Source organism: Mycobacterium sp. 48b, assembly GCF_048282725.1.
GTDB lineage: Bacteria > Actinomycetota > Actinomycetes > Mycobacteriales > Mycobacteriaceae > Mycobacterium.
This window is the reverse complement of record NZ_JBLVUL010000001.1, coordinates 5902114-5926901: the sequence shown is the minus strand read 5'-3', so window position 1 is coordinate 5926901 and position 24788 is coordinate 5902114. Positions and strand designations below refer to the sequence as shown.

Here is a 24788-nt window from a genome sequence, read left to right as displayed (position 1 = left end):
CTGCCGCTGGTGAGTTAGCTGATCGCGAGGCCGGTCACGGCGTGGCGTTGGCCAGCGTGGGAACGGCTTCCGCCGGGTAGCGGTCCTGGGCATCCCAGACGTCCCAGGTCTGCACGGCCCAGAACACCGCGAACAGCACGATCAGGATGAGTTCGACGGTGATCACGCCGAAGTGCCAGCCCAGGATCAGCAGCACGATGCCGGCCACGACAGTGGTCAGCATGAGGGCGGCGATGGTCGCGTAGAAGCGGGCCAGGTGTGGGCGCACAGCAGCCCTGGCGTAGCACGCGTGGTAGACCGCCACCAGCGTGATGGCCAGGAACATCGCCACTGCGGCGATCACGTGGGCGTGTTCGGCGAACCAGTCCCACAGCATCAGCGGTGCCCCGGCGATGGAGATGACCAACAGTGCTGCCGGAAGCCACTTTTCGACCCGAAGCAGTGCGGTGGCGATGGTCTTCCACAGGGTGGCGGCCTCGGCGCAGGACGGTTCGGAGGCCACGGGGGCCTGCTGGGGCCGCCGCCAGCGACCGAGCGCCAGGTACATCCCGGTGCCGACGGCGACGGCCACGAACAGTGCGGCGACATTGTTGGCGACGCCGCCGAAGGGGTCGGCCACGGTGGGAAGCCATGGCTGACACAGGTCGTCGCCGGGGCCGGTGGGTACCAGCGCCACGATGAAGGCCATGAAACCGGAGTAGTTCAGCAGCGCGTCCTCACCCACCCGGCTGCCCTTATAGGCGATCAGGCAGATCCCGATCGCGCACAGGGAGGCCAGGAACACCGCGTGGGTGCGGGTGTAGAAGAAGGCGCTGATCGACCCCTGCGGGCAGCTGTGCGCCCACGTCAGCGCCAGCGAGGTCAACAGGAACGCCACCAGCGCGACCAGTCCGACCCGCACGTACCGGTAGGTGACCATGGTGTCGCTGGGGTTACCGACCATAAAGCTATTAGCTCACGAGTGCGTCCGGGGCTCCCGTCACCACGCAGTGCGTGTGGCTGTAGATCGTCGGCATGCACATGTTGCAGTGCGTGCACTTGGACAAGACACGGCCTTGACCGTCGTTGTCTTTCTCGGCCTGGATCCGGTTCAGCAGGTCCGGCTCGGCCAGCAGCGCGCGGCCCATGGCGATGAACTCGAAGCCCGCTGCCATCGCCCGGTCCATCGTCTCGCGGTTGGTGATGCCGCCCAGCAGGATGATCGGCATGCTCAGCTCGGCGCGGAACTTCTCGGCGTCGCGCATCAGATACGCCTCGTGGTACGGGTATTCGCGGAAGAACTTGTTGCCGCTCATCCGGATGCCCCAGCTGATCGGCGGTTTGAAGTTCGCGGCGAATTCCTTGACCGGCGCGCCGCCGCGGAACAGGTACATCGGGTTGACCAGCGAGCTGCCCGCGGTGAGCTCGATGGCGTCGAGGCCGCCATCCTCCTCGAGCCACTTCGCCGTCTGCAGCGACTCGTCGATCGGGATGCCGCCGCGGACGCCGTCGCTCATGTTGAGTTTGGCGATGACGGCGATCTTCCTGTCGCCGTGCTTGTCGACGGCGTCGCGCACCGCGCGCACCACTCCGCGGGCGACCTTCGCCCGGTTCTCCAGCGATCCGCCGAACTCGTCGGTGCGCCGGTTGATGAGCGGAGACAGGAATGAGCTGGCCAGGTAGTTGTGGCCGAGGTGCACCTCGACCGCGTCGAAGCCGGAGTCGATGGCCAGCCGCGCGGCGTTGGCGTGCGCTTCGGTGACGTCGCGGATGTCGTCGATCGAGGCCTTCTTGGCAAACCGCATCGACAGTGGGTTGAAGAACCGCACCGGCGCCAGCGCAGGGGCCTTGTTTGTTCGTGAATTGGCGACCGGCCCGGCATGGCCGATCTGGGCGCTGATGGCAGCGCCCTCGGCGTGGATGGTCTCGGTCAGTTTGGTCAGTCCGGGGACAGCCTCGGGCCGCATCCAGATCTGCCAGCCGTCCGTGCGGCCACCGGGGGCCACCGCGCAGTAGGCGACGGTGGTCATGCCGACACCGCCGGCCGCGGGCAGCCGGTGGTAGTTGATCAAATCCTCCGTGACCAGCGCATCCGGCGTGGACGCTTCGAAGGTGGCGGCCTTGATGATGCGGTTGCGCAACGTCACGGGGCCGAGCTTGGCCTCACTGAAAACATCAGTGAACACATTGGGCTGGGTGTTCATATGCTGAGCCTGCCACGCGACTGACACAATGGGGACCGTGGGTTCCATTGTGTTGGACGGTAAGGCGACGCGCGACGAGATCTTCGTCGACCTCAAGCAGCGTGTAGCGAAGTTGGCCGAAGCCGGCCGGACGCCCGGTCTCGGGACCGTGCTGGTCGGTGACGACCCCGGTTCGCAGGCCTATGTGCGCGGCAAGCACGCCGACTGCGCAAAGGTGGGGATCAACTCGATCCGCCGCGACCTGCCCGCCGACATCACGCAGGCCCAGCTCGACGAGACGATCGACGAGCTCAATGCCAACCCGGAGTGCACGGGCTACATCGTGCAGCTGCCACTGCCCAAGCATTTGGACGAGAACGCCGCGCTGGAGCGCATCGATCCGGCCAAGGACGCCGACGGTCTGCACCCGACGAACCTCGGCCGGCTGGTGCTCGGCAAGGAAGCGCCGCTGCCCTGTACTCCCCGCGGCATCGTTCATCTGCTGCGCCGGTTCGACGTGCCGATCGCCGGGGCGCACGTCGTGGTGATCGGACGTGGGGTCACCGTGGGCCGGCCGATGGGCCTGCTGCTGACCCGGCGTTCGGAGAACGCCACCGTCACGCTCTGCCATACCGGCACCCGGGATCTGCCCGCGCTGACCCGGCAGGCCGACATCATCATCGCCGCAGTCGGTGTGCCGCACATGGTCACCGCGGACATGGTCAAGCCGGGTGCGGCGGTCGTCGACGTCGGGGTGAGCCGGGTGGACGGCAAGCTGACCGGTGACGTCGCACCCGACGTCTGGGACGTGGCCGGGCATGTGTCGCCCAACCCCGGTGGGGTGGGCCCGCTGACGCGCGCGTTCCTGCTGAGCAACGTCGTCGAAGCCGAAGAGTCGAAACTGGCGTGACAGTGAACGAGTTCGTCCGCAAGGTGTTCGCCGGACAATGGCCGATCCTGGTGGTCGGGCTGATCTTCATCGCGGCATTCGTCTTGGTGGTGGCGGGCTATTGGCGTCGCGGCGCGCTGGTGATCGGGATCGGCGTCGGTGCGGCGGCGGCGCTGCGGCTCGCGCTGACCGATGACCGGGCCGGTCTGCTGGTGGTGCGTAGCCGCACGATCGACTTCGCCACCACCGCGACGGTGAGCGCCGCGGTGCTCTACATCGCCTGGACCATCGACCCGCTGGGCACCAGCTAGCCGACCGCGGCGAACAACGCCACCCATTGTCGTACGGACAAGTCCCTTGGCAACGCCGAGGGATCAATTCCATTGGCCTGCAACCACCGCCGATCCACGTGAGGTCGCAGGATCTGCGCCAGGCCGCGGCCCCTCCCGGTAAACACCCGATGTGCCAGTGCCTGATACCGGCTACGCTCGGCCCACGGGATCAGCGGTTCATCGCGGCGCGTGATGGTCAGCAGCCCGGCGTCCACACCGGGGCGTGGCCGAAACGCGTCCGCGGAAACCTTTCGAGCCAGCCCGAATTCGAACCACGGCCACCACTGCGCCGTCATCATGGTGGCGCCGCCTACCGCAGCCCGCCTCCGGGCCACCTCCCACTGCATCAGCAGTACCGCGTCGGTCCATCCCGGGCCGTGTAGCAGCCGCCGCAGGATCGCGGTGGTCAGGTGGAAGGGCAGATTGCCCACCACCACGTGCGGTGTCTGCGGCAGCCGGTACCGCAGGAAGTCGGTACTGACCACCTCGGCCGAGGTTCGGCCGGCGAGTCGCCTGGCCCTCCGGCGGTCGATCTCGATGGCGGTCAACGGCCGGTCCAGCCGTTGCAGCGGCAGGGTCAGCGCGCCGTCACCGGCACCGATCTCGACAATGGGACCTGTTGTGCGCGCGACGATCTCGACGATATCGGCAACCACTCGACGGTCACACAGAAAATTCTGGCCGTACTCATGCCGGCCGTGATGAGTTGATGACACGAATGCTCCGCGCTCGCAGGGACAAAGCTGCTACGGCGGACGTTCCTGGAAAGTGAAGATCCGCCGGCTATGTGATGCGCAAGCGGATGTAGGTCACCGACATGGCTGCCACGTTAGGCAGGATGGCGCTCCGGCATCAACTGATATTCACAGTAAATGCCCAGGAGGCAATATTGCCCGCCGGGCAATATTTGGTCTACGGTGAAGGCATGGCACCCGGACTGCGAGAACGTAAGAAGCTCGATACCCGCAGAGCGCTGAGCGATGCCGCGCTGAGCCTGGCGTTCGAGCGCGGTCTGGAGAACGTCACCCGAGAGGACATCGCCAACCTGGCCGGGGTCTCGTTGCGCACGTTCACCAACTACTTCGCCGGTAAGTACGACGCGCTGGCCTACCGGCAGCAGGAACGCATGCGTCGCAGCATCGACATGCTGCGCGCGCGCCCCGCTGATGAGCCGTTGTGGACCGCCGTCACCGAATCGGTGATCAAACCGTTGGACGCAGACCTGTCCGATGTATACGGTGCCGAGAACGTGCTGCCTTCCCGCCGGCAGTTGGCCGAGGTTCGCAAGCTGCTGATGGTCGCCGAGATCCGCGATGCCATGTTCCGCGGGATGCACGACGAATGGGTGGCGGTGATCGCCGAGCGGACCGGCACGGATCCGCAGCGCGACATGTATCCGCGGCTCGTGGCTGCCGTCGTGCGGGCGGTCGGCGACGTCGCGATGGACGAGTACGGGATCTCCGATCCACCAGTGGCTTTCACGTCACTGCTGCGCAAAGGGTTTGCGGCGGTGGCCGCAGGCCTACCTGAACCGGGAGGGAAAGAATGAAAGATCAGGTAGACGTCGTCATCTCAGGTGCGGGTCCCAACGGCCTGCTGGTGGCGGGGGAGCTGGCCCTGGCCGGGTTGCGGCCGGTCGTGCTCGAGCAGCTGGCCGAGCCCAGCCCTGAGCTCAAGGCCAATGGCATTGTCGGTCAGGCCAATCGGGTGCTCGACTTGCGCGGCCTGTATCAGAAGCTCAGCGGGTCTGACGGCCCGCCGGAGCCGATGAACGGCTACATTTTCGCGGGCATGCAGGTGCCGTTCGCCGATGTGACGGACAATCCCATGTACGGCATGTTGATTCAACAGCCCCAGGTGGTACGCGAACTGGCGGACTGGGTTCGGGGCCTGGGGGCTGAGATCCGGTGGGGACATGAACTCACCGATTTCGAGCAGGGATCCGGCGGCGTCGCCCTGACTGTCTCCTCCCCTGAGGGGGACTACCGGTTGCCGGCCACCTACCTCGTCGGTGCCGACGGCGGCCGCAGTCCGGTCAGGAAGAAGGCCGGCATCGACTTCCCCGGGCTGACCACCGATGTCGTCTCGCGGGTGGCCCACATCAGCGTGCCGGACGAGTTGCGCACCGGCTATGGTGCACTCGACATCCCCGGTGTCGGTCTAATACCGTTCGGGCACAACCGGTTCGACAACGGAGTGCTGATCTACGCGGAATTCCAGCCGGGCCGGTCCATGCTCGGGACCATCGAATACGGTTCGATCCTGCCCGACGATGCCCCCGAGTTGACCATCGGCGAGCTTCGCGAGAGCGTGAAACGGGTGATCGGCGCGGATCTGCCGTTGGAACCGCCGAGTGGGCCGGGGCCGCATGCCCTGCGGCGGATCAACGGTCAGAACACGCGTCAGGCCGCGCAGTATCGCGCCGGCAATGTCTTCCTGGTGGGCGACGCCGCCCATGTGCATTCGGCCATGGGCGGGCCCGGGCTGAACCTGGGCATGCAGGATGCGATGAACCTGGGCTGGAAACTCGCCGCGACCGTGCAGGGCTGGGCGCCCGAGGGCCTGCTGGACAGCTATCACGCTGAGCGCTGGCCGGCCGGGCAACGGGTGATGATGCATTCGATGGCCCAGGCCGCCCTGATGGCCGCCGGCCCCCAGGTCACTGCGCTCCGAACGCTTTTCGGTGAGCTGCTGGCGACACCGGACGGCTCGGCGCACATCGCCGGCGTGCTTGCCGGTTCCGATGTCCGCTACGACGTCGGCGATGAGCACAGGCTGTCCGGGCGCCTGGTCCCGGCGTTGACGTTGTCCGACGGCCGCCGCGTCGAGCAACTGTTGCACCGCGGGCGCCCGGTACTGCTCGACCTGTCCGGCGGTGACTGCGCCGCGGCGGTCTCGGGCTGGCAGGATCGGGTCGACGTGGTCGAGGCGACCGCGGTAGATCGGCCCGCCGCCGCCCTGCTGATCCGGCCCGACGGGTACGTCGCCTGGGCTGCAGACGAATTCGACCAGGACGGCCTGCGTGCGGCCCTGGAGCGCTGGTTCGGTTCCGAGGCCGAGGTGGCCGCGCTCAGCGCCTGAGGGCGCGGCGCAGCACGCCGGGATGGCGGGCGAGTTGCGGTCCGAGCAACATCGCGAACACGGTCGTCGCGAACCATGGCCGTAGGTGTGGGCGCAGGCGTCGGATCTGCCCGCTTCCGTCGAGTTCGAACACCAGCGCATCGGTGATCGTGACGCCCGCGACCCGGCCGTCGCTGATCGCGACGCGGGAGGTGCCGGCGCCGATCACTTCCAGCCAGGTGAGGTCCCGCAGGCCGCTGTACACCGCACCGAGGAGTAGGCGGAGGTCGTCGTGTCCCCGGAACACCATCCGGCCCGAGAGCGGTGAGACCAGCTCCGCGTCGGGTGCGAGGGTCGCGACCAGCGCGTCGAGGTCATTGGTGCGGGTGGCCTCGCAGAACGCTGCGACGGAATCGGTAGTCGTTGTCATGCGCTGTCCTCACCTGGATTGCGATTTGCAACCCACTCAACCGTAGTTCATTGCAATTCGCAATGGACTACGGTTGAGTGATGCCGAAGCAGTCCTTCAGCGACATCTCGTGCTCGATCGCGCGTGCCGTCGAGGTGGTGGGGCAGCGGTGGACGCCGCTGGTCCTGCGTGACCTGTTCGCTGGGATGGCCCGGTTCGAGGACATCCGGCGCGACCTCGGTATCGCGTCGAACATCCTGGCCGCGCGTCTCGATGAACTCGAACAGCACGGGGTTGTTCAACGCCGCCAGTACCAGAGCGCGCCGCCGCGCTATGAGTATCTGCTCACCGACAAAGGGCGCGATCTGTACCCGGTGATCGCGACACTGCTCGCCTGGGGGGACAAATGGCTGGCCGGCGCGGACGGTCCGCCGGCCGTGATCGTCCACACCGAGTGTGGGTGCGCCACCACCGCGAAGACCGTGTGCGCCCAGTGCGGAGGCGAACTCGACGCCGCGACGGCAACAGCCGCGGCAGGCCCGGGCGCCCGGCCGGGGCCGGGCACTGCCGTCATCGGCGAGTTCATTCTCGGCGGTTCAACGGGTCAGGCGAGGGTGGCGCGGATGCCCACCGTCACGTAAGGCAACGCCAGCCCCGAGGAGTTGGCCAGTGCGGGGTGCGTGGCCAGCAGTTCGCGAACCTGCTCCAGCGTCCGGGTGCGCACCCGCTCCGGTGAGGTGATGCAGTAGCTCCGAGACGCCACCAGGTCGATGAGGGCCTGCGGTGTCAGGTAACTCGTCCACTCCACCTGATGCCGCTCGATCTCACCGAAGGGCTCGGCCAGCGTCACCTCACTGGTGAACGGATCGTGTTCGGGGCCGATGATGCGGCCCAGATCCTTGACCCAGCCCAGCCTTTCGTCGCGGGTGTTCCACACCAGGCCCAGCCGGCCGCCGGGGCGTAGCACCCGGCTGACCTCCTTGACGGCCCGTTGGGGGTCGAACCAGTGCCAGGCCTGGGCCACCAGCACCGCGTCGACGCTGTTGTCGGCCAGGGGGATCTCCTCGGCCGTGCCCAGCAGGGCCGGGGTATCCGGCAGCGAGTTCGACAGCAGCTCAAGCATTTCCGGGATGGGGTCGACGGCGATCACGTCCAGGCCGCGCTCGACGAGCCGGGTGGTCAGCTTGCCGGTGCCCGCACCCAGGTCCAGCACATCGTGGGCGCCCTCGGGCAGCAGCCAGTCGATCGCCTCCGGCGGATACGACGGCCGGCCGCGTTCGTAGGCTGCGGCTTCTGAGCCGAAGGACAGGGAACGCGCCTTGGGCGAGCTCACCGCTGTGCCAGCTCCAGCGTGCGGCGGATCAACTTGCCCACCACTTCCGTCTCGACCAGGAAGCCGTCGTGCCCGTATGCCGAGTCCACGACGTCCAGGCCGTTACAGCCGGGCAGGAGCTCGGCCAGCTCCTGCTGCAGCCGGATCGGGTAGAGCCGGTCGGAGGTGATCCCGCCGACGATGACAGGCACGGGACAACCGCGCAGCGCACTGGCAACTCCACCGCGGCCGCGACCCACATCGTGGGTGGACAGCGCATCGGAGAGAGTCACATAGGTGCCGGGGTCGAATCGGCGGGCCAGCTTGCCGCCCTGGTACTCCAGGTAGCTCTGCACTCCGTAGCGGCCGCCGGTGGTCGGATCCTCGTCGCCCTGGGCGTCGTTGCCGAAACGCTCGTCGAGTTCTTCCTCGCCGCGATAGGTCAGGTGGGCGAAGCGCCGGGCGATCTCCATGCCGGCCAGCGGGGCCCGGTCGGTGCCGTAGTAGTCCCCGCCCTGCCAGTCCGGATCGGCCTTGATCGCAGCCACCTGGGTGCTCTGGGTGCCGATCTGATCGGCCGTGGCGCGGGCGCCGACGGCCAGCACGAGACCGGCCCGCACCTCGTCGGGATGCCCGACGAGCCACTCCAGTGCACGGGCTCCGCCCATCGACCCGCCGACCACCGCAGCCACCTCGGTGATGCCGAAGGCCGCCAGTGCGGCCCGGTCGGCCTCGACCTGGTCGCGGATGGTGATCTGGGGAAACCTTGAGCCCCAGGGCTTTCCGTCGGGGGCGGGCGATCCCGGTCCCGTGGATCCCTGGCAACCGCCGAGCACATTCGTCGAAATCGCGCACCACTGGTCGGTGTCGATCGGGGCACCCGGTCCGGCCACCCCGTCCCACCAGCCAGCGGTCGGATGTCCGTCGCCGGCCGGTCCCGTGACGTGGGAGTCGCCGGTCAGGGCGTGCAGCACCATCACCACGTTGTCGCGTGCGGGTGACAGCTCACCCCAGCGCTGTACGGCGATCGACACGTCGGGCAGGACGGTGCCGTTCTCGAGCGTCAGGGCACCGATGTGCACCACGCAGGTCTCGCCTTCAGCGGGCAGAGGGAGGGTGGACACGGCTGGTTCTTCGGTGATCGTCATGCCGGTCTTCTCTCGCCGTCCTACACCGTCGCCGCGGTCTGCGGCACGCCGCTGAACGGACGGGCGGCGGCGAACCCCTGCTCCAGGTCGGCCAGGATGTCGTCGATTCCCTCGATGCCGACGGCCAACCGCACCAGACCGGGGGTGACGCCGGTCGACAGTTGTTCTTCGGGGGAGAGCTGCTGGTGGGTTGTGGAGGCCGGGTGGATCACCAGCGAGCGCACATCGCCGATGTTGGCGACGTGGCTGTGCAGCGTGAGGGCGTTGACGAATGCCTTGCCCGCTTCCACGCCACCGGCCAGCTCGAAGGCCAGCACGGCGCCGGTGCCCTTCGGGGCGATCGTGCGGCCCAGCTCGTGCCAGGGCGAGCTCGGCAATCCGGCGTAGTTCACCGAGGTGACGTCGGAATGCCCGGCGAGATACTCGGCGACCTTCTGTGCGTTGGCCACGTGCCGTTCAACACGCAGGGACAGCGTTTCCAATCCCTGCGCGATCAAAAAGGCGTTGAAGGGTGAGAGGGCGCTGCCCAAATCGCGCAGCAGCTGCACCCGGGCCTTGAGCGCGTAGGCCGGTGCACCGAGCTCGGCGAAGACCACGCCGTGGTAGCTGGGGTCCGGTTCGGTGAAGCCGGGGAACTTGCCGTTGGTCCAGTCGAAGGTGCCGCCGTCGACGATCACGCCTGCGATCGCCGAGCCGTGCCCACCCAGGTATTTGGTGGCCGAGTGCACGACGACGTCGGCTCCCAGCGCGATCGGCTGGATGAGGTACGGGGTGGCGATGGTGTTGTCGACGATCAGCGGGACGCCGTTCTCGTGTGCCACGGCGGACACGTTCGGGATGTCGAGGATGTCGATCTGGGGGTTGGAGATGGTCTCGGCGAAGAAGGCCTTGGTGTTCGGCCGCGCCGCCGCCCGCCAGCTGTCCAGGCTGTCGGGGTCTTCGACGAAGCTGACCTCGATGCCCAGCTTGGGCAACGTGTAGTGGAACAGGTTGTAGGTGCCGCCGTAGAGCCTGGGGCTGGACACGATGTGGTCGCCGGCGCCGGCCAGGTTCAAGATGGCGAACGTCTCGGCGGCCTGGCCCGAGGACAGCAGTAGCGCGGCGACGCCGCCCTCGAGTGCGGCGATGCGCTGCTCGACGACATCGGTGGTGGGGTTACCGATGCGGGTGTAGATGTTGCCCGGCTCGGCCAGCCCGAACAGCGCGGCGGCGTGGTCGGTGCTGTCGAAGGTGTAGGACGTGGTCTGGTAGATCGGCAGGGCCCGGGCCTTCGTGGCTGTGTCGGGGCTTTGACCTGCGTGGACCTGCTTGGTCTCGAACGACCAGTTTTCGACGATCTCGGGGTTTGTCATGGCTGGGGTGTCTCCTCCAGTGGCGGGGCGAGGGTCCCGAAGATTGGGAAGGTAGAAGTGCGGTCGGCTACCGGGCGTCCGGCCTGTCGTCGATCACGACGGGCCGACACCTTGGGTTCACGGACACATACACATGGCTGGCCTCCATCAGGTTTCCCTGTCTGTCTGGGGGCCCGTACCTTCGGACCCGCGCTTGCCTTACAGCCGCGAACGACTGCTCAACCTGGTCATCACCCGGGGCACCCCACCGCGGTTGGAGGGTTGCCGGCCAGCAAGCCGGGGCTTGATGCTGACACTCATGACCGGCCTGCAGCTTATCGCAACGCGTTGAGGCCATGCCAGTCGGTTCTTCGGAGTGTTTGCCGGATCTGCGCGAGGGCGACTGAAACACGTTCAGTTCGGTGGGCGCGTCGGGGCGCCGGACGGCTCGCCGTAACCCAAAGTTACTGGTCAGTAATGAAAGCTGCTCCTTCGCGGCCGTTCGCGCCCTTGTAGTCTGGCCCGCGATACAGAGCAGCGAATAACCGCGGGTGACAACGAGTGATCCTCGTCGAACCCAGACTGACGCCGGGAGAGCAACCATGACTGCCCAGCAGCCGACCATCATCTACACGCTGACCGACGAGGCGCCGCTGCTTGCGACGTACTCCTTCTTGCCGATCATCCGCGCCTTTGCAGAGCCGGCGGGCATCGATATCCAGACCAGTGACATCTCGGTGGCGGCCCGCATCCTGGCCGAATTCGGTGACTATCTGACCGAGGACCAGAAGGTCCCCGACAACCTCGGTGAACTCGGCCGCCTCACCCAGCTGCCCGAGACCAACATCATCAAGCTGCCCAACATCAGCGCCTCGGTCCCGCAGCTCGCGGCCGCGATCAAGGAATTGCAGGAGAAGGGCTACGCGATTCCCGACTATCCGGGCGATGCCAAGACCGACGAAGAGAAGGCGATCAAGGACCGCTACTCGAAGATCCTCGGTAGCGCGGTGAACCCCGTTCTGCGCGAAGGTAACTCGGACCGTCGTGCCCCCAAGGCGGTCAAGGAGTACGCACGCAAGCACCCGCACAGCATGGGCGAGTGGTCGCAGGCGTCCCGGACCCACGTGGCCACCATGAAGGACGGCGACTTCTACCACGGTGAGAAGTCGATGACCCTCGACAAGGCCCGCAACGTCCGCATGGAGCTGGAAACCACCGGGGGCGAGACCATCGTTCTCAAGCCCGAGGTCAAGCTCGACGAGGGCGACGTCATCGACTCCATGTACATGAGCAAGAAGGCGCTGTGCGACTTCTACGAGGAGCAGATCGAGGACGCCTACAAGACGGGCGTGATGTTCTCGCTGCACGTCAAGGCGACCATGATGAAGGTCAGCCACCCGATCGTGTTCGGCCACGCCGTCAAGATCTTCTACAAGGACGCCTTCGCCAAGCATCAGAAGCTGTTCGACGAGCTCGGCGTCAACGTCAACAACGGCCTGTCGGATCTCTACAGCAAGATCGAGGCGCTGCCCGCCTCGCAGCGTGAGGAGATCATCGAGGACCTGCACCGCTGCCACGAGCACCGGCCCGAGCTGGCCATGGTGGATTCGGCCAAGGGCATCTCGAACTTCCACTCGCCCAGCGACGTCATCGTCGACGCTTCGATGCCCGCGATGATCCGCCTCGGCGGCAAGATGTACGGCGCCGACGGTCGCACCAAGGACACCAAGGCCGTCAATCCCGAGTCGACGTTCTCCCGGATGTACCAGGAGATGATCAACTTCTGTAAGACCCACGGCCAGTTCGATCCGACCACGATGGGCACCGTGCCCAACGTCGGCCTGATGGCGCAGAAGGCCGAGGAGTACGGCAGCCACGACAAGACCTTCGAGATTCCCGAGGCAGGCGTCGCCAAGATCGTCGACATCGACTCCGGTGAGGTGCTGCTGAGCCAGAACGTCGAAGAGGGCGACATCTGGCGGATGCCCATCGTCAAGGACGCCCCGATCCGGGACTGGGTCAAGCTGGCCGTCAACCGCGCGCGGCTGTCCGGCATGACGTGCGTGTTCTGGCTCGACGACGAGCGGCCGCACGAGAACGAGCTGCGCAAGAAGGTCAAGGCGTACCTCAAGGAAGAGGACACCGAGGGTCTGGACATCACGATCCTGCCGCAGGTGTGGGCCATGCGGTACACGCTCGAGCGCGTCATCCGCGGGCAGGACACCATCGCCGCGACCGGCAACATCCTGCGTGACTACCTCACCGATCTGTTCCCGATCCTGGAGCTGGGCACCAGTGCCAAGATGCTCTCGATCGTCCCGCTGATGGCCGGTGGCGGGCTGTACGAGACCGGTGCGGGTGGTTCGGCGCCCAAGCACGTCCACCAGCTCGTCGAGGAGAACCACCTGCGCTGGGATTCGCTGGGCGAGTTCCTCGCGCTGGGGGCCAGCCTCGAGGACCTGGGCAACAAGCTGGACAACGACAAGGCCAAGGTGCTGGCCACTGCCCTGGACACCGCGACCGGAGAGTTGTTGAACGAGAACAAGTCCCCGTCACGCAAGACCGGTGAGCTCGACAACCGCGGCAGCCAGTTCTACCTCGCGCTGTACTGGGCGCAGGCGCTGGCCGAGCAGACCGAGGACAAGGAACTGGCCGCGCACTTCGCGCCGCTGGCCAAGGCGCTCGGCGAGCAGGAGCAGGCCATCGTCGCCGAACTCAATGCGGCGCAGGGCAAGCCGGCCGACATCGGCGGCTACTACTACCCGGACCCCGAGAAGACCGCTGCCGTGATGCGTCCGAGCAAGACGCTCAACGACGTCCTGGCGGCGGCCGAGGGCTGAGCTCCCGAGAAGGCTTAGGCCCCGAGCTGGGGCGGACCGCCGCGTCGATTTCTACCGTAGGGCGGTGACCCGCGAATGCGGGCAACCGTGGTGCAGAAATCGGCGAATGGCGGTCGCCCCTGCGTTACAAACGCGGCCTAACCCGTCGCGCGTGTCTGACCGATGTGCCGGTCGACAAACTCGGTGATCACCCGCGTGATCGTGTCGGGCGCCTCGAACATCGGTACGTGCCCAACGCCTTTCAGGGTGGTCACCACTGCGTCCGGCGCCAGGCTCTTGGTGAAGTGCCGAGTGAATCGTGGCGCAGGCAGCACGCGGTCCTTCTCGCAGATCACCAATTGGGTCGGCGTATGGGAATCGCCGATCTCCATCAACCCCGCGGTGGTCAGTGCCTTGACCATGAGCTTGAAGTAGGCGGGGCAGTGCGCGAGATCGTCGATCAGATCGCGCCGGTCGCTGTCGTTGAGCACGTCGGGTGTGGCGCTGACGGCCAAGTAGGAAATCTGCTTGGTCAGTGGGAGTTTGAGCAGCTGCTGACGCAACACCGCAGTGGACAGCACCACCGGCAGGGCCGCCACGAATTTGGCGATGATCTCGTACTTCGCCAGCGTGTGCATCGACCAACCACCCGCGGGGGCGATGCCGGTGAGCGTGCGGGCCCGGCCGCGGCGTTCCAGTTCGAAAGCCACCCAACCGCCCAGTGAGTTCCCGACGATGTGCGCCGTGGTCCAGCCGAGCTCGTCGAGCCGGCGTTCGACATCGTCGGCCAGTGCAGCGACGTCGAGAAGCATTGGGGCATGGGCGCCGCCGTGGTGGCCGGCCATCGTCGGGGCGAATACGTCATAACGACCGGTCTGCGCGAGTTGCGGTGCGACGTACTTCCACACGCTCTGCGACAGCAAGAACGGATGCAGCAACAGGATCGGGTCGCCGTCGGGAGTGCCGAGGTGGATGGGAGCACGTTCAGCCATGCCGCCCGACATTAAGGTGATACCGCCGGTACCGCAAGAGGCTGTTCGGCGGTTGGGTGGGTGTCGGTCGGGGTCGGTAGGGTCTGGGCCGTGGCATCTCCGGCACCCCTGACCGTCAGCACCATCAACGTCAACGGCATTCGCGCCGCGGTCAAGCAGCGGTCCACCGACAATCTCGGCCTGCTGCCCTGGCTCAAGGAAACCGAGGCCGATGTCGTGTGCCTGCAGGAAACCCGCGCCGACGATGAGCAGCTCAACGATGCCTTGACACCGGCCCTGGCCGACGGCTGGAACGTCGCCTCGGCCGAACCGCATGTCAAGGGCCGCAACGGGGTTGCGGTGTTGTCCCGGCACCCCATCGAGGCGGCGCGGCTGCTGGTCTCCGACGAGTTCGAGGTGCACGGGCGCTACCTCGAGGTGGATACCGCGGGCGTGACGGTGGCCAGCGTGTACGTCCCGACCGGGGAGGCCGAGACGGACCGGCAGCTGGAGAAGGAACGGTTCATGGCCGCCATCGCCGCCCGGATGGCCGAGCTGCACGGCCGTGACGCGGTGCTGTGTGGTGACTGGAACATCGCCCACACCGAGAATGACATCAAGAACTGGAAGGGCAACGTCAAGAAGGCGGGCTTCCTGCCCAGTGAGCGGGCGTGGCTTACCGAGCTGCTGGGCACGGGCTGGGTGGATGTGGTGCGGGTGCTGCATCCCGACGTGGCCGGGCCCTACAGCTGGTGGTCGTGGCGCGGGAAGGCCTTCGACAACGACGCCGGCTGGCGCATCGACTATCACCTGGCGAGCCCGACGCTGGCCCTCAGGGCCAGCTCGGCCCGGGTGGACCGGGCCGAGCTGTACGCACTGCGGTGGTCCGATCACTCACCGGTGACGGTCAGTTACGCCTGATGCCATCCCGGCATCCGTCCCAGATGTAGCAGGACTTTCTCGAAATCTGTTGCCGCCGACGCGTTGACGGCCCGGTCGAACGGTGAGGCCGAACTGTCACGGAAGTCGCCGTCGGGAATCGCCATGACCAATGGCAAGACGGCGGCGACAACCTCGTCCGGCAGTTCGTAGGCCTCACCGAGGGACGCCGCGACATCCCAGCCGTGCACCGCGTAGTCGACGAAATGGAATCCGATTGCCAGCGCGCCGGGGAACGTCGCGTTCGGGCCGAACTCGGGTAGGGCGAACGTCGCCTCGGTGATCCCGTCGCCGGCGAAGGCGTCGAGCACATCGTGCGCGGCGGCGGTGTACGCGCCGGCCGGGTCGGCGCGCACGGCATCGGCCACCGTCTCGACCTTCCAGGGCGCTTCGTCGTCGCCGTGTCCGCGGGCGGCGGCGGCGAACCCGCGATGCTGCACGGTCATGTGGGCCAGAAGGTCACCAAGGGTCCATTCCGCGCAGGGGGTGGGGCGGTCCAGGTCGGATGGGCGGACGGCATCGACGGCTTCGACGGAGCGCAGGACGGCGACGCGGTGCAAGGGGCGTAGGTCGGTTTCAATAGTAGGCATATGCCTACGATATGCTGACGCATATAATATGGCAACGCCTACAGTGCTCGGATATCTACGATGAGCGAATGCCGAAGCGCCCCGACCTGGCGGCCATGCTGGCCCCGTTGTTGCGGGAGATGATCGCCGCCGAGCAGCCCGTGCTCGACGCCCATGGCCTGTCGATGTGGGGCTACGTCGTCCTGATCGCGCTGGACCGATCCTCGGTGCGCACGCAGGCGGCGCTGGCGGAGGCGATCGGCGCCGACAAGACCCGCATCATCCGCACCCTCGATGACCTGCAACAGCAGGGCTTCATCGAGCGCGAGGCCGACCCCGACGACCGCAGGGTGCGGCTGCTGGCCATCACCGAGGAGGGCCGCGCGGTCAAGGATGCGGTCCAGCGGGATATCCAGCGCGGGGAGGAGCGCTGGCTGGGTGAGCTGACGGCCGACGATCGGAAAGTGTTCCTGCGGGTCCTGCAGCAGCTGACCCGTGAAGAATCCGGATGACGTCAGTGCGAAAATCAGATCATCATGAGTAGCGGAAGCAAACAGGTCGTATTCTCGGGCGCCCAGCCCACCTCGGATTCTCTGCACCTCGGCAATGCCCTGGGTGCCGTCACGCACTGGGCGCAGTTGCAGGACGGTTACGAGGCGTTCTTCTGTGTCGTCGACCAGCACGCCATCACGGTGCCGCAGGACCCCGAGACCCTGCGCCGCCGCACGTTGGTGACCGCCGCGCAGTACCTGGCGCTGGGCATCGACCCGACGCGCAGCACCGTGTTCGTTCAGAGCCATGTCCCCGAGCACAGCCAATTGGCTTGGGTGCTGGGATGTTTCACCGGTTTCGGCCAGGCGTCGCGGATGACGCAGTTCAAGGACAAGTCGCAGAAGCAGGGCGCGGATGCCACCACCGTGGGCCTGTTCACCTATCCGGTGCTGATGGCCGCCGACGTGCTGCTCTACGACACCGACCTGGTTCCGGTCGGGGAGGACCAGCGTCAGCATCTGGAGTTGGCCCGGGACCTGGCGCAGCGATTCAACGCCCGGTTCCCGGACACCTTCGTGGTGCCCGAGGCGATGATCCCGAAGGCGACCGCCAAGATCTACGACCTGCAGGATCCGTCGGCCAAGATGAGCAAGTCGGCGGCCAGTGACGCCGGGCTGATCAGCCTGCTCGACGACCCGAAGGCCACGGCCAAGAAGATCCGCTCGGCGGTGACCGACAGCGAGCGGGAGATCCGGTTCGATCAGGAGAACAAGCCGGGCATCTCGAACCTGCTGACCATCCAGTCCGCGGTGACCGGTACCGATGTCGAGAAGTTGGTCGAAGGTTATGCCGGCCGCGGCTATGGCGATCTCAAGAAGGAGACCGCCGAGGCCGTGGTCGAGTTCGTCACCCCGATCAAGACCCGCGTCGACGAATTGCTGGACGACCCGGCCGAACTCCGGTCGGTCCTGGCCGCCGGAGCCGAACACGCCCGGGAGGTCGCCGGGAAGACCCTCGCTCGCGTTTACGACAGGATAGGGTTTCTCCAGCAAACGCCATAAGCACCGGGGAGGGGTTGGCGGTGGACGAGCCGGAGAAGCCGGGACTGCTGGAACGGGTACGCGCGCGCTTTCCCTGGTTCGACCACGTGATGAGGGCGCAGGAGCGCTACAACGACTGCAACGGCAACTTCTACGCCGCTGGCATCACCTATTTCACGATCTTCGCGCTGTTCCCGCTGTTGATGGTCGGCTTCGCGGCCGGCGGGTTCCTGCTTTCACGGCGACCCGATCTGCTCGAAGAAATCGAGGAGCGGATCCGTCAGGCGGTCTCGGGTGATCTCGGCCAGCAACTGGTCACGCTGATGGACTCGGCCATCGCCTCGCGCGGCACGGTCGGTGTGATCGGCCTCGCGACCGCGGCGTGGGCCGGCCTGGGCTGGATGGCGAACCTGCGCGAGGCGTTGAGCCAGATGTGGGAGCAACACGCCGAGTCCAGCTTCGTCGGCAACAAGCTCTCGGACCTGTTCGCACTGGTGTCGGCGTTTCTTGCGATGGTGGTCACCATCGGGCTGACCGTGCTCGGGGATCCCTCCTTGATGCGGAAGATCTTGCGCTGGATCGGTCTTCACGACGGCGCGGTGCTCGGCAGCGGGTTGCGCGTCATATCGATCGCCGTGTCGGTCTCGATCTCCTGGCTGTTGTTCACCTGGATCATCTCCCGGTTGCCGCGCGAACCGGTGCCCTTCCGCCGGTCGACGCGGGCCGGCCTCCTGGCCGCCGTGGGCTTCGAGATCTTCAAGCAGGTGGCGTCGATCTACCTGCAGTCCGTGCTGAACGGGCCGGCCGGAGCGACGTTCGGACCGGTGCTGGGCCTGATGGTGTTCGCCTACGTCACCGCGCGGCTGATCCTGTTCGCGACAGCGTGGGCGGCGACCTCGACAGAGAGCCTGGCCGAGGCGCCGGTGCCACCACCGAACCCCGCGCAGATCGTCACCAGGGTGCAGGTCCACGAGGGGATCGGGGTGTCCGGGGCGTTGGCCGCCGCCGTGATGGGAGCCATTGGTGCTCTCGGGCTTTCGCGGTTGCTGCGACGTTAGTGGCTGACGGCCTTTGGTCGGTGGCGGCGGCTGGTTTGTCACGCTGGAGTAGCTGTCGCACTCGGCTGCCACTCCAGCGTGACACTCGCGCGTGAAGCGTCGCGCCGGCTCTACCCCGGGCAACCGACTGTCACGCCAGTGAAGCTCGCGACGCCGACAGCCACGCTGGCGTGACAAAGTCGGAGCCGGTGGGGAAAGGCTGGCTAGTGGCTGACGGCCTTCAGGCCGACGATGCAGCCGACCACACCGAGCATGAGTACCACTTTGATCACCGAAGCGGATTCGGCGCCGGTGATCATTGCGTAGCCGACGGTGAGCACCGCGCCGATGCCCACCCATATCGCGTAGCTGGTGCCGGGGGGCAGGCTGCGCATCGCGATGGCCAGCCCGATCATCGACAGGACAAGCGCCACACCGAATATCACCGACGGCCAGAGCCGGGTGAAGCCTTCGGTCTTGCTCAGGGCCGTCGCCCACACCGCCTCGAGAACGCCGGATACGACGAGAATCAGCCAGGCCATGGCACACCTCCGAACATCCCGTCTTTTCGCTGGCCGGGTACGGGTGCGCCTCGTCCGGTGCCATGTGCTGGCGATATCCATTGTAACAACGACGTAACATTGCAGGTTGTGAGCTTGGCAACCACCTGGTCGCGGTCGATCGGCATCAACGTCCCCATCGTCAACGCACCGATGGGCGGCGTGGCCGGAGGCCGGCTGGCGTCCGCGGTGTCGGCCGCCGGCGGCCTGGGCATGGTCGGGATGGGCAGTTCGGCGACAGCCGATCAGTTGGCCGCCGAACTGGCGCAACTCGATGCGCCGCGATTCGGAATTGGCCTGGTGCACTGGGTCGCTCAGGATCGGCCGGATCTGTTCGACGTGGCGTTGGCAGCGCGGCCGGCGCTGCTCAGCGTGAGTTTCGGGCAGGACTGGGACTGGGTACGCCGGGCACACGATGAGGGCCTGACGGTGACGACCCAGGTGGCCACGGTCGACGCGGCCCGGCGCGCGGTCGACGCCGGCGTCGATGTACTCGTGGCGCGCGGCGCCGAGGGCGGCGGACATGGTGAGCCGACGATGGGCACGCTGCCGCTGCTGGCCGAGGTGCTCGATACCGTCGACGTACCCGTGATCGCGGCAGGCGGAATCTCGTCGGCACGCGCGGTGGCCGCGGTGCTGGCCGCAGGGGCGGGCGCGGCGTGGGTCGGCACGGTGTTCGCCGCGTGTTCCGAGGCTCTCACGCCCACCGGCGCACGTGATGCGCTGCTGGCGGCGGAGGGTGAGGCCACCGAGCTCACCACGGAGTACGACGTCGCCGCAGGATATCGGTGGCCGGCGACGATCCCCGAGCGCGTACTGCGCGGATCGCCCGTCAACGCGGGGCAGGGTGTGGGGCTGGTTCGGCGGCAGACCGGCGCGGCCGAGATCGTCGGATCACTGGCCGAAGGCGCCGAACGGCTACTCGGGCGCTGGCATTGACGGGCCTGCCAAACCGCCGAGAGCGGCGGCGGTTTGGCAGGCCCGGTTGTATCTAACTTGAGCGGCAATTCTTTGTCAGTCGAACGCGCAAATTCATGATCGGTTGCTGAGTGCTGTCTGCACGGCGGCAACCACTCGGCCGGCTCCGTCGTCGGCACTGATCTGCGCAGCCAGTGCTGCCGCGTTGTCGCGCAGACCATTGTTCGACAACACGTCGCGTATCGCTTCGCTGAGGTGGTCGGCGGTGAGTCGACGTTGCGGGATCGGGCGAGGGCACACGCCGAGGCCGAACAGCCTGCGCGCCCAGAACGGTTGGTCGCCGTAGGCGCCCGGTATCGCGACAGCCGGCACCCCGGCACGGAGTCCCGCAGCGGCAGTGCCTGCGCCGCAGTGGTGCACGACGGCGGCCGCGTGTGCGAACAGCCAGTCGTGGGGAACCTCGCCGACCGTGATCACGTCGTCCCCGTAGAACTCGAGCCCCGCCCAACCGGCCTGGATTACCGCTCGGACGCCCGCCTCCCGAACTGCCTGTGCGACAAGCGCGGACAGCCGTTGGGCCTCGGCGCCGCTGTTGACCGTGCTGCCGAAGCCGATGACGACCGGTGGCGGGCCGGCGTCGAGGAACTCCGCCAGTTCGGTCGGCGGTTGCCATCCGGTCGCGCGCGCCGGCCACCAGTAGCCGACGACCTCGATACCCGGGCGCCAGTCGGCGGGCCGGGGCAGGACCGCGGGCGAGTAGCCGTACAGGATCGGCCAACGAGCGTCGGTGCGCCGCTGCCGCAGCACCCTGGCCGGAGCCGTCGCGAGGCCGAGCTGTGCGCGAAAGTGGTTGACGGCCTGGCCATACAGCCCGTCGATCGTCGCCGCACCGATCCGCGCTGACGCCCTGTTCCCGTATCGACCGGCAGTCCACGCTCCCAGCACCGCCGGTGGATGGTCGGCCGTCGCCGAGAACGGCTGCAACCGGACGCCGATCGCGGGAACAGTCAGTGCGTCGGCGAGCGGATGGCCGGCCAGCTCCGCGAACGGTGACAGCAGCAGCACGTCGACCGGTTCGTCACGGATAGCGGCCAGCATGCGATCGCCCAGCATCCGCATCCCGCGCGGTGAGAGGAATGCTGCCATGGCCTTCGCGGCTTGGCGTGCCGACACGTCCGACAGATCGGCCGATGCGTCGTCGAGATCGTCGGCGACTCCGCGAAACTCCAGTCCACATTCGGTGACGAGATCGGCGAAAGCCTGATACGCCACCACGATCACGCGATGCCCGGCCCGTTGCAGCCGTGCACCGACTCCGGTCAGCGGTGCGACATCACCGCGGCTGCCGATGGCGATGATCGCGACGGTCGCCACCTATCCGCCCGGGGTGGCGAAGACGAACAACGCCATGAACGCGATGTTGATGAAGAAGGTCGCTTCCACCAGGCTCACGGTGATGAAAAACGGTGTGTACAGGCGTGCTTGGGCTTCCGGCTGGCGTGCCACACCGGCGATGAACTGCGACCCGGCCAGACCGTCGCCGATACCGGCGCCGATCGCTCCGCCGGCCAGCACGATTGCCCCCGCCAACAGGGCGTTACCCATCAATGCGTCACTGGCCATGGTGAACCTCCTGCGGTCGATTGAGCAGTTCGGTGATGCGGTGCGTTGCCGACTCGGCTCCGTCTTCGCGGGCAAGCAGGGTCGAGAGCTGTTGAGCACGTGCCCGATACGACGGATCGCCGCATACTTCGCCGAGAGCGGTGGCGAGTTCGGAGGCGGTCAGGTCGGCCCGGACGAGAGCGGCAGGTGCGGTGCCCAGGAGGCGCAGCCGCTTCGCCCAGAACGGCTGATCCATGATTCCGGTGACGGGTATCGAGGGGACACCGGCCCGCAGCGTCGCTGCTGTGGTCCCCGCGCCGCAGTGGTGCACGACCGCCGCAACCCGGGGAAACAGCCATGAGTGTGGAAGCTCGTTGACCATCAGTACGTCGTCGCCGTCGCAGTGCAGCCCGGCCCAGCCGGTCTGCACCACGGCCCGCGTGCGGGTGGCACGCAACGCTGAGCTGATGGTGTCGGACAGCTCAGGTCCACGCGCGGTGGCGGTACTGCCGAGACCGACGAACACCGGTGGAGGGCCGGCTTGCAGGAAGTCGACCAGTTGCCCTGGCGGAGACCAGTTGTCGGGCTCGCACGGCCACCAATAGCCGGTGACCTGCAGGTGCGCCGGCCAGTCGGCGGGCCGGGGCACCACGTGTTCACTGAAACCGTGCAGGACGGGCCAGGTGGCTGCGCGTCTACGTTGATACCCGGCCAACGTGGTCGGGCGCAGACCGAGCTCGGTGCGTAGCTCGTTGATCAGCGCCAGGTGTGGCTTCTCGCCGAGTGCGCCCAATCGGCCGACCATCCGGTTGCCCCACCGGCCGAGGGATCGGGCGCTGAGCACTGACGGAAGGAAGTCGCCGGTGGGGGCGGTCGGTTGCAGGGACGCCCCGACGCTGGGGATACCGAGTCCTTCGGCGACGTGGTAGCCGAGGAGGGCAGCGACGGATGGAAGTAACAGAAGGTCAGCGTCTTTCGCTGCCTCGATCAGGCCCCGGCCCAGCCGGCGCAGATCCTCGCGCATCTCCTCGAGCAGGTCCCGGGAAGGCCGCATCCTGGCGCCGTCGACGAACGCCTGCGCGGCGGGTGAGGCCTTGGTGGCGCGTTCGGTGTCCCCGGGCAGCGGGCGGAATTCGATTCCGCTGGCGGACACCAGTTCCCGGTAGGGCTCCTGGGCGGCGACGGCCACCCGGTAACCCTCATCGGCGAGGCGTCGGGCCAGGCCCGTGTACGGGGCGACGTCTCCGCGGGTGCCGAAGGCGGCGATGACGATGGTGGTCACGGCGCGGTGGCTTTCTCGAAGACCTCGACGAGCACGTCGCCATGGGCGATGACGTCGTAGTCGGGGTCGCGGGCGTACTCCTGCGCTGCGCTGTCCAGCGCGCCGCGCAGGATGTTCTTCATGAACAGCGGTGACAGTTCCCGGAACTCACCGCTGTTCACGCCGTCGGCGAAGATGGTCTGCGGGTCAAGGGCAGCCAGGTCTCCGGTGGGGGGATTCTCTTGGACGGCTTTGGCCGCGGCTTGGTCGACGCGCAATCCCTCGGCGTCGCGGTAGCCGGAGATGAGCTCGAGCATCGCCACTGCCGCTGACCGGTTGGCTGCGATGAACGCGATGTTGGCCCGGATGTAGGCGGACAGCCTTGCCGCCGCGGTGGTTTCGGCGTTGACCGCTGGGACGATCACCGCCACGCCGCGGGTGAAGATCTCCGCGAAGACGGCTTCGACCACTTCGGACTTGCTGGTGAAGTGGTACAGCACAGCGCTTTTCGCGATTCCGATGTGTTCGGCGATGCGCGCAAGCGAGGCCTGTGGATAGCCCTGTTCGGCGATCACCTCCAGGGCGCCATCGACGATCTGCCGTCGGCGTGCCCGCTCTGTAAACGTCTTCGTGCGTTCTGACCGCATGGTCTGAGATTAGACCGATCGGTCAGACATCGGCAAGGGGTAGCCGTGAGCCGGCGCAAACCGGCTGGTCGGAGGCCTAACGGGAGGCGTCGATCAACGAACGGGGCGGCGATTGAGCGACCGCGCACCCATGATCAACAGGAATACGATCACGGCCCCGACGATGGCCACCCCGACGCGCACCGGCAGCGAATCGGCCGGTGGCAGCACCGAGGCGGCCTGGGCTGCGGTCGGCTCGTCGGCCTTGGGTGTTTTCAATGACGGATCCGGGTCGACGAGGGTTCCGACCTTGGTTCCCGGTGGGGTGGCGAACCCATAGTCGAGCAGGTGTGCGGCCTGCTCCCACGGCGCGATCGGCACTCTCGTGCCCTTCATCAGGATGGCCACCAGACGCCGGCCGTCCCGGTTGGCGGCGCCGACGAAGGTTTGTCCTGCGTCATCGGTGTAACCGGTCTTACCGCCCATCGCCCCCGGATAGTTGTAGAGGAGCTTGTTGTCGTTCTCCACCGGGTAGGACGGATTGCCGTCGCGTCCGGGGAAGTCGTAGGTCTGGGTCGCCACGATGTCGGCGAAAGCCGGGTTCTGCCAGGCGTAGCGGTAGAACAGCCCGATGTCGTAGGCCGAGGTGCTCATACCCGGGCCGTCCAGACCGGACGGAGTGGCGGCGCGGGTGTCGCGGCCGCCGAGCTTGCCCGCCAAGATGTTCAGCTTCTGCAGTGCGGGGTCCATGCCGCCCAGCTGAACCGCCAGGGCGTGGGCGGCGTCGTTGCCGGAGTGCATCAGCAGGCCGTGCAGCAGGTCGTTGACCGTGTAACGGCCACCCGGTCCGACGCCGACGCGGGTGCCCTCGGAATTGGCGTCGTCCTGGGTGCCCGCCACCAACTTGTTGAGGTTGAGCTCATTGAGTGCCGCGGTGGCCACGAGCACCTTGATGATGCTGGCCGGACGGTGGCGCCCGTGCGGGTCCTTGGCGGCGATGATCTCGCCGGTGTCCAGATCGGCGACCAGCCAGGCCTCGGCGGAGACGTCGTTGGGCAGCGGCGGGGTGTTCGCCGCAGTGATCACGCCGCAGCCAGAAAGGGCTTCGCCGCCAATCGTCTTGGTGGGCACCGGCAGCGGTCCGGGTGCAACCTCACCCGGCTTGGGTGCTTCCGACGCGTCCACGGCGGGGGGAGTGGTCACCTTGTAGGGGCACTCGGGCGCGGGGTCGGCGGCGGCTGCGGGCATGCACAACACCGTCGGCCCGGCAAACATCGCCAGGGCCGCGAGTGTCGAGAGCCCGCGCGTCAA

Annotated in this window: 26 protein-coding genes and 2 riboswitches; of the genes, 11 read left to right on the top strand and 15 right to left on the bottom strand. The window is 67.2% G+C overall.

The annotated features are described in order from the left end of the window. Nucleotides 1–34: 34 nt before the first annotated feature. Together ACNQR1_RS28975 and ACNQR1_RS28970 are read right to left on the bottom strand one after the other, a co-directional pair. Nucleotides 35–943 carry a diphosphate--fructose-6-phosphate 1-phosphotransferase gene (locus ACNQR1_RS28975; RefSeq protein ID WP_418049029.1) on the bottom strand — a complete coding sequence of 303 codons (909 nt, stop codon included), beginning with the start codon at nucleotides 941–943 and terminating at the stop codon, nucleotides 35–37. A 7-nt stretch (nucleotides 944–950) separates the two neighbouring features. Beyond that, entirely contained in the window at nucleotides 951–2183 is a 1233-nt protein-coding gene (locus ACNQR1_RS28970) for an NADH:flavin oxidoreductase (RefSeq protein WP_418049028.1), read from the bottom strand. A gap of 37 nt (nucleotides 2184–2220) precedes the next feature. Here ACNQR1_RS28970 and ACNQR1_RS28965 point away from each other — a divergent pair, with 37 nt between their 5' ends. Both ACNQR1_RS28965 and ACNQR1_RS28960 read left to right on the top strand, forming a co-directional pair. Next, nucleotides 2221–3072 (top strand): bifunctional methylenetetrahydrofolate dehydrogenase/methenyltetrahydrofolate cyclohydrolase, encoded by an 852-nt coding sequence (locus ACNQR1_RS28965; protein WP_418049027.1) that lies wholly within the window; start codon nucleotides 2221–2223, stop codon nucleotides 3070–3072. Continuing rightward, a complete protein-coding gene (locus tag ACNQR1_RS28960; RefSeq protein ID WP_418049026.1) occupies nucleotides 3069–3362 on the top strand; it encodes a DUF3017 domain-containing protein in 294 nt (97 codons plus the stop codon). The genes ACNQR1_RS28965 and ACNQR1_RS28960 overlap by 4 nt, the downstream gene beginning before the upstream one ends. Here the strand turns inward: ACNQR1_RS28960 and erm are convergent. After that, entirely contained in the window at nucleotides 3359–4099 is a 741-nt protein-coding gene (gene erm / locus ACNQR1_RS28955; protein WP_418049025.1) for a 23S ribosomal RNA methyltransferase Erm, read from the bottom strand. The genes ACNQR1_RS28960 and erm overlap by 4 nt on opposite strands. Before the next feature lie 209 nt (nucleotides 4100–4308). On the opposite strand from erm, the gene ACNQR1_RS28950 reads away from it, so the two are divergent. Together ACNQR1_RS28950 and ACNQR1_RS28945 are read left to right on the top strand one after the other, a co-directional pair. Beyond that, complete coding sequence (locus ACNQR1_RS28950) at nucleotides 4309–4932, top strand: TetR/AcrR family transcriptional regulator (RefSeq protein ID WP_418049024.1); 624 nt, start codon at nucleotides 4309–4311, stop codon at nucleotides 4930–4932. After that, nucleotides 4929–6464 carry an FAD-dependent monooxygenase gene (locus ACNQR1_RS28945; RefSeq protein WP_418049023.1) on the top strand — a complete coding sequence of 512 codons (1536 nt, stop codon included), beginning with the start codon at nucleotides 4929–4931 and terminating at the stop codon, nucleotides 6462–6464. Before ACNQR1_RS28950 ends, ACNQR1_RS28945 begins: the two co-directional genes overlap by 4 nt. On the opposite strand, the gene ACNQR1_RS28940 is transcribed toward ACNQR1_RS28945, so the two are convergent. Further along, entirely contained in the window at nucleotides 6454–6873 is a 420-nt protein-coding gene (locus ACNQR1_RS28940) for a nuclear transport factor 2 family protein (RefSeq protein WP_418049022.1), read from the bottom strand. The genes ACNQR1_RS28945 and ACNQR1_RS28940 overlap by 11 nt on opposite strands. Nucleotides 6874–6953: 80 nt before the next feature. On the opposite strand from ACNQR1_RS28940, the gene ACNQR1_RS28935 reads away from it, so the two are divergent. Then, a complete protein-coding gene (locus tag ACNQR1_RS28935) occupies nucleotides 6954–7493 on the top strand; it encodes a winged helix-turn-helix transcriptional regulator (protein ID WP_418049021.1) in 540 nt (179 codons plus the stop codon). Here ACNQR1_RS28935 and ACNQR1_RS28930 read toward each other — a convergent pair. From ACNQR1_RS28930 to ACNQR1_RS28920, 3 genes are read right to left on the bottom strand one after another with little or no spacing between them, the layout of a single operon-like run. Then, complete coding sequence (locus tag ACNQR1_RS28930; RefSeq protein ID WP_418049020.1) at nucleotides 7457–8185, bottom strand: class I SAM-dependent methyltransferase; 729 nt, start codon at nucleotides 8183–8185, stop codon at nucleotides 7457–7459. The genes ACNQR1_RS28935 and ACNQR1_RS28930 overlap by 37 nt on opposite strands. Next, nucleotides 8182–9312 (bottom strand): homoserine O-acetyltransferase MetX, encoded by a 1131-nt coding sequence (gene metX / locus ACNQR1_RS28925; protein WP_418049019.1) that lies wholly within the window; start codon nucleotides 9310–9312, stop codon nucleotides 8182–8184. Before metX ends, ACNQR1_RS28930 begins: the two co-directional genes overlap by 4 nt. Before the next feature lie 20 nt (nucleotides 9313–9332). Then, nucleotides 9333–10664: a bifunctional o-acetylhomoserine/o-acetylserine sulfhydrylase gene (locus ACNQR1_RS28920; protein WP_418049018.1), complete on the bottom strand. Its 1332-nt coding sequence runs from the start codon at nucleotides 10662–10664 to the stop codon at nucleotides 9333–9335. Between the two features lie 184 nt (nucleotides 10665–10848). After that, nucleotides 10849–10968, bottom strand: a riboswitch (SAM riboswitch). Between the two features lie 277 nt (nucleotides 10969–11245). Here ACNQR1_RS28920 and ACNQR1_RS28915 point away from each other — a divergent pair. Next, nucleotides 11246–13483 carry an NADP-dependent isocitrate dehydrogenase gene (locus ACNQR1_RS28915; RefSeq protein ID WP_418049017.1) on the top strand — a complete coding sequence of 746 codons (2238 nt, stop codon included), beginning with the start codon at nucleotides 11246–11248 and terminating at the stop codon, nucleotides 13481–13483. Nucleotides 13484–13620: 137 nt separating this feature from the next. Here the strand turns inward: ACNQR1_RS28915 and ACNQR1_RS28910 are convergent, their stop codons facing one another. Continuing rightward, the gene (locus tag ACNQR1_RS28910) at nucleotides 13621–14454 is read right to left on the bottom strand and encodes an alpha/beta fold hydrolase (protein WP_418049016.1); all 834 of its coding nucleotides are present in this window, start codon (nucleotides 14452–14454) and stop codon (nucleotides 13621–13623) included. A gap of 108 nt (nucleotides 14455–14562) precedes the next feature. On the opposite strand from ACNQR1_RS28910, the gene ACNQR1_RS28905 reads away from it, so the two are divergent. Further along, nucleotides 14563–15354: an exodeoxyribonuclease III gene (locus ACNQR1_RS28905; RefSeq protein WP_418050545.1), complete on the top strand. Its 792-nt coding sequence runs from the start codon at nucleotides 14563–14565 to the stop codon at nucleotides 15352–15354. Here ACNQR1_RS28905 and ACNQR1_RS28900 read toward each other — a convergent pair. After that, entirely contained in the window at nucleotides 15345–15962 is a 618-nt protein-coding gene (locus ACNQR1_RS28900; protein WP_418049015.1) for a TIGR03086 family metal-binding protein, read from the bottom strand. The two genes, ACNQR1_RS28905 and ACNQR1_RS28900, sit on opposite strands and share 10 nt — an antisense overlap. Before the next feature lie 68 nt (nucleotides 15963–16030). Here ACNQR1_RS28900 and ACNQR1_RS28895 point away from each other — a divergent pair, with 68 nt between their 5' ends. Genes ACNQR1_RS28895 through yhjD form a run of 3 tightly spaced genes read left to right on the top strand, consistent with a single transcriptional unit; the run spans nucleotide 16031 to nucleotide 18531 of the window. Further along, nucleotides 16031–16453 carry a MarR family winged helix-turn-helix transcriptional regulator gene (locus ACNQR1_RS28895; RefSeq protein ID WP_418049014.1) on the top strand — a complete coding sequence of 141 codons (423 nt, stop codon included), beginning with the start codon at nucleotides 16031–16033 and terminating at the stop codon, nucleotides 16451–16453. A gap of 24 nt (nucleotides 16454–16477) precedes the next feature. Then, nucleotides 16478–17494: a tryptophan--tRNA ligase gene (trpS, locus tag ACNQR1_RS28890; protein ID WP_418049013.1), complete on the top strand. Its 1017-nt coding sequence runs from the start codon at nucleotides 16478–16480 to the stop codon at nucleotides 17492–17494. Nucleotides 17495–17514: 20 nt separating this feature from the next. Beyond that, complete coding sequence (gene yhjD / locus ACNQR1_RS28885) at nucleotides 17515–18531, top strand: inner membrane protein YhjD (protein WP_418049012.1); 1017 nt, start codon at nucleotides 17515–17517, stop codon at nucleotides 18529–18531. A 203-nt stretch (nucleotides 18532–18734) separates the two neighbouring features. On the opposite strand, the gene ACNQR1_RS28880 is transcribed toward yhjD, so the two are convergent. Further along, nucleotides 18735–19052, bottom strand: a complete 318-nt coding sequence (locus tag ACNQR1_RS28880; RefSeq protein ID WP_418049011.1) for a DMT family transporter — start codon at nucleotides 19050–19052, stop codon at nucleotides 18735–18737. 12 nt (nucleotides 19053–19064) lie between these two features. After that, nucleotides 19065–19129: riboswitch (guanidine-III (ykkC-III) riboswitch) on the bottom strand. Nucleotides 19130–19151: 22 nt separating this feature from the next. Here ACNQR1_RS28880 and ACNQR1_RS28875 point away from each other — a divergent pair. After that, entirely contained in the window at nucleotides 19152–20009 is an 858-nt protein-coding gene (locus ACNQR1_RS28875) for an NAD(P)H-dependent flavin oxidoreductase (RefSeq protein WP_418049010.1), read from the top strand. Between the two features lie 93 nt (nucleotides 20010–20102). Here the strand turns inward: ACNQR1_RS28875 and ACNQR1_RS28870 are convergent, their stop codons facing one another. The 5 genes from ACNQR1_RS28870 to ACNQR1_RS28850 all read right to left on the bottom strand — a co-directional run bounded on the left by ACNQR1_RS28870 (nucleotide 20103) and on the right by ACNQR1_RS28850 (nucleotide 24752). Then, the gene (locus ACNQR1_RS28870; protein WP_418049009.1) at nucleotides 20103–21362 is read right to left on the bottom strand and encodes a glycosyltransferase; all 1260 of its coding nucleotides are present in this window, start codon (nucleotides 21360–21362) and stop codon (nucleotides 20103–20105) included. Beyond that, complete coding sequence (locus ACNQR1_RS28865; RefSeq protein ID WP_122975218.1) at nucleotides 21363–21593, bottom strand: F0F1 ATP synthase subunit C; 231 nt, start codon at nucleotides 21591–21593, stop codon at nucleotides 21363–21365. It lies immediately after the preceding gene. Between the two features lie 7 nt (nucleotides 21594–21600). Next, nucleotides 21601–22872, bottom strand: coding sequence for a glycosyltransferase (locus ACNQR1_RS28860; RefSeq protein ID WP_418049008.1), 1272 nt, complete (start codon nucleotides 22870–22872; stop codon nucleotides 21601–21603). Further along, nucleotides 22869–23498, bottom strand: coding sequence for a TetR/AcrR family transcriptional regulator (locus tag ACNQR1_RS28855; protein ID WP_418049007.1), 630 nt, complete (start codon nucleotides 23496–23498; stop codon nucleotides 22869–22871). The genes ACNQR1_RS28860 and ACNQR1_RS28855 overlap by 4 nt, the downstream gene beginning before the upstream one ends. 93 nt (nucleotides 23499–23591) lie before the next feature. Then, nucleotides 23592–24752 (bottom strand): D-alanyl-D-alanine carboxypeptidase family protein, encoded by a 1161-nt coding sequence (locus tag ACNQR1_RS28850; protein WP_418050544.1) that lies wholly within the window; start codon nucleotides 24750–24752, stop codon nucleotides 23592–23594. Nucleotides 24753–24788: the final 36 nt, after the last annotated feature.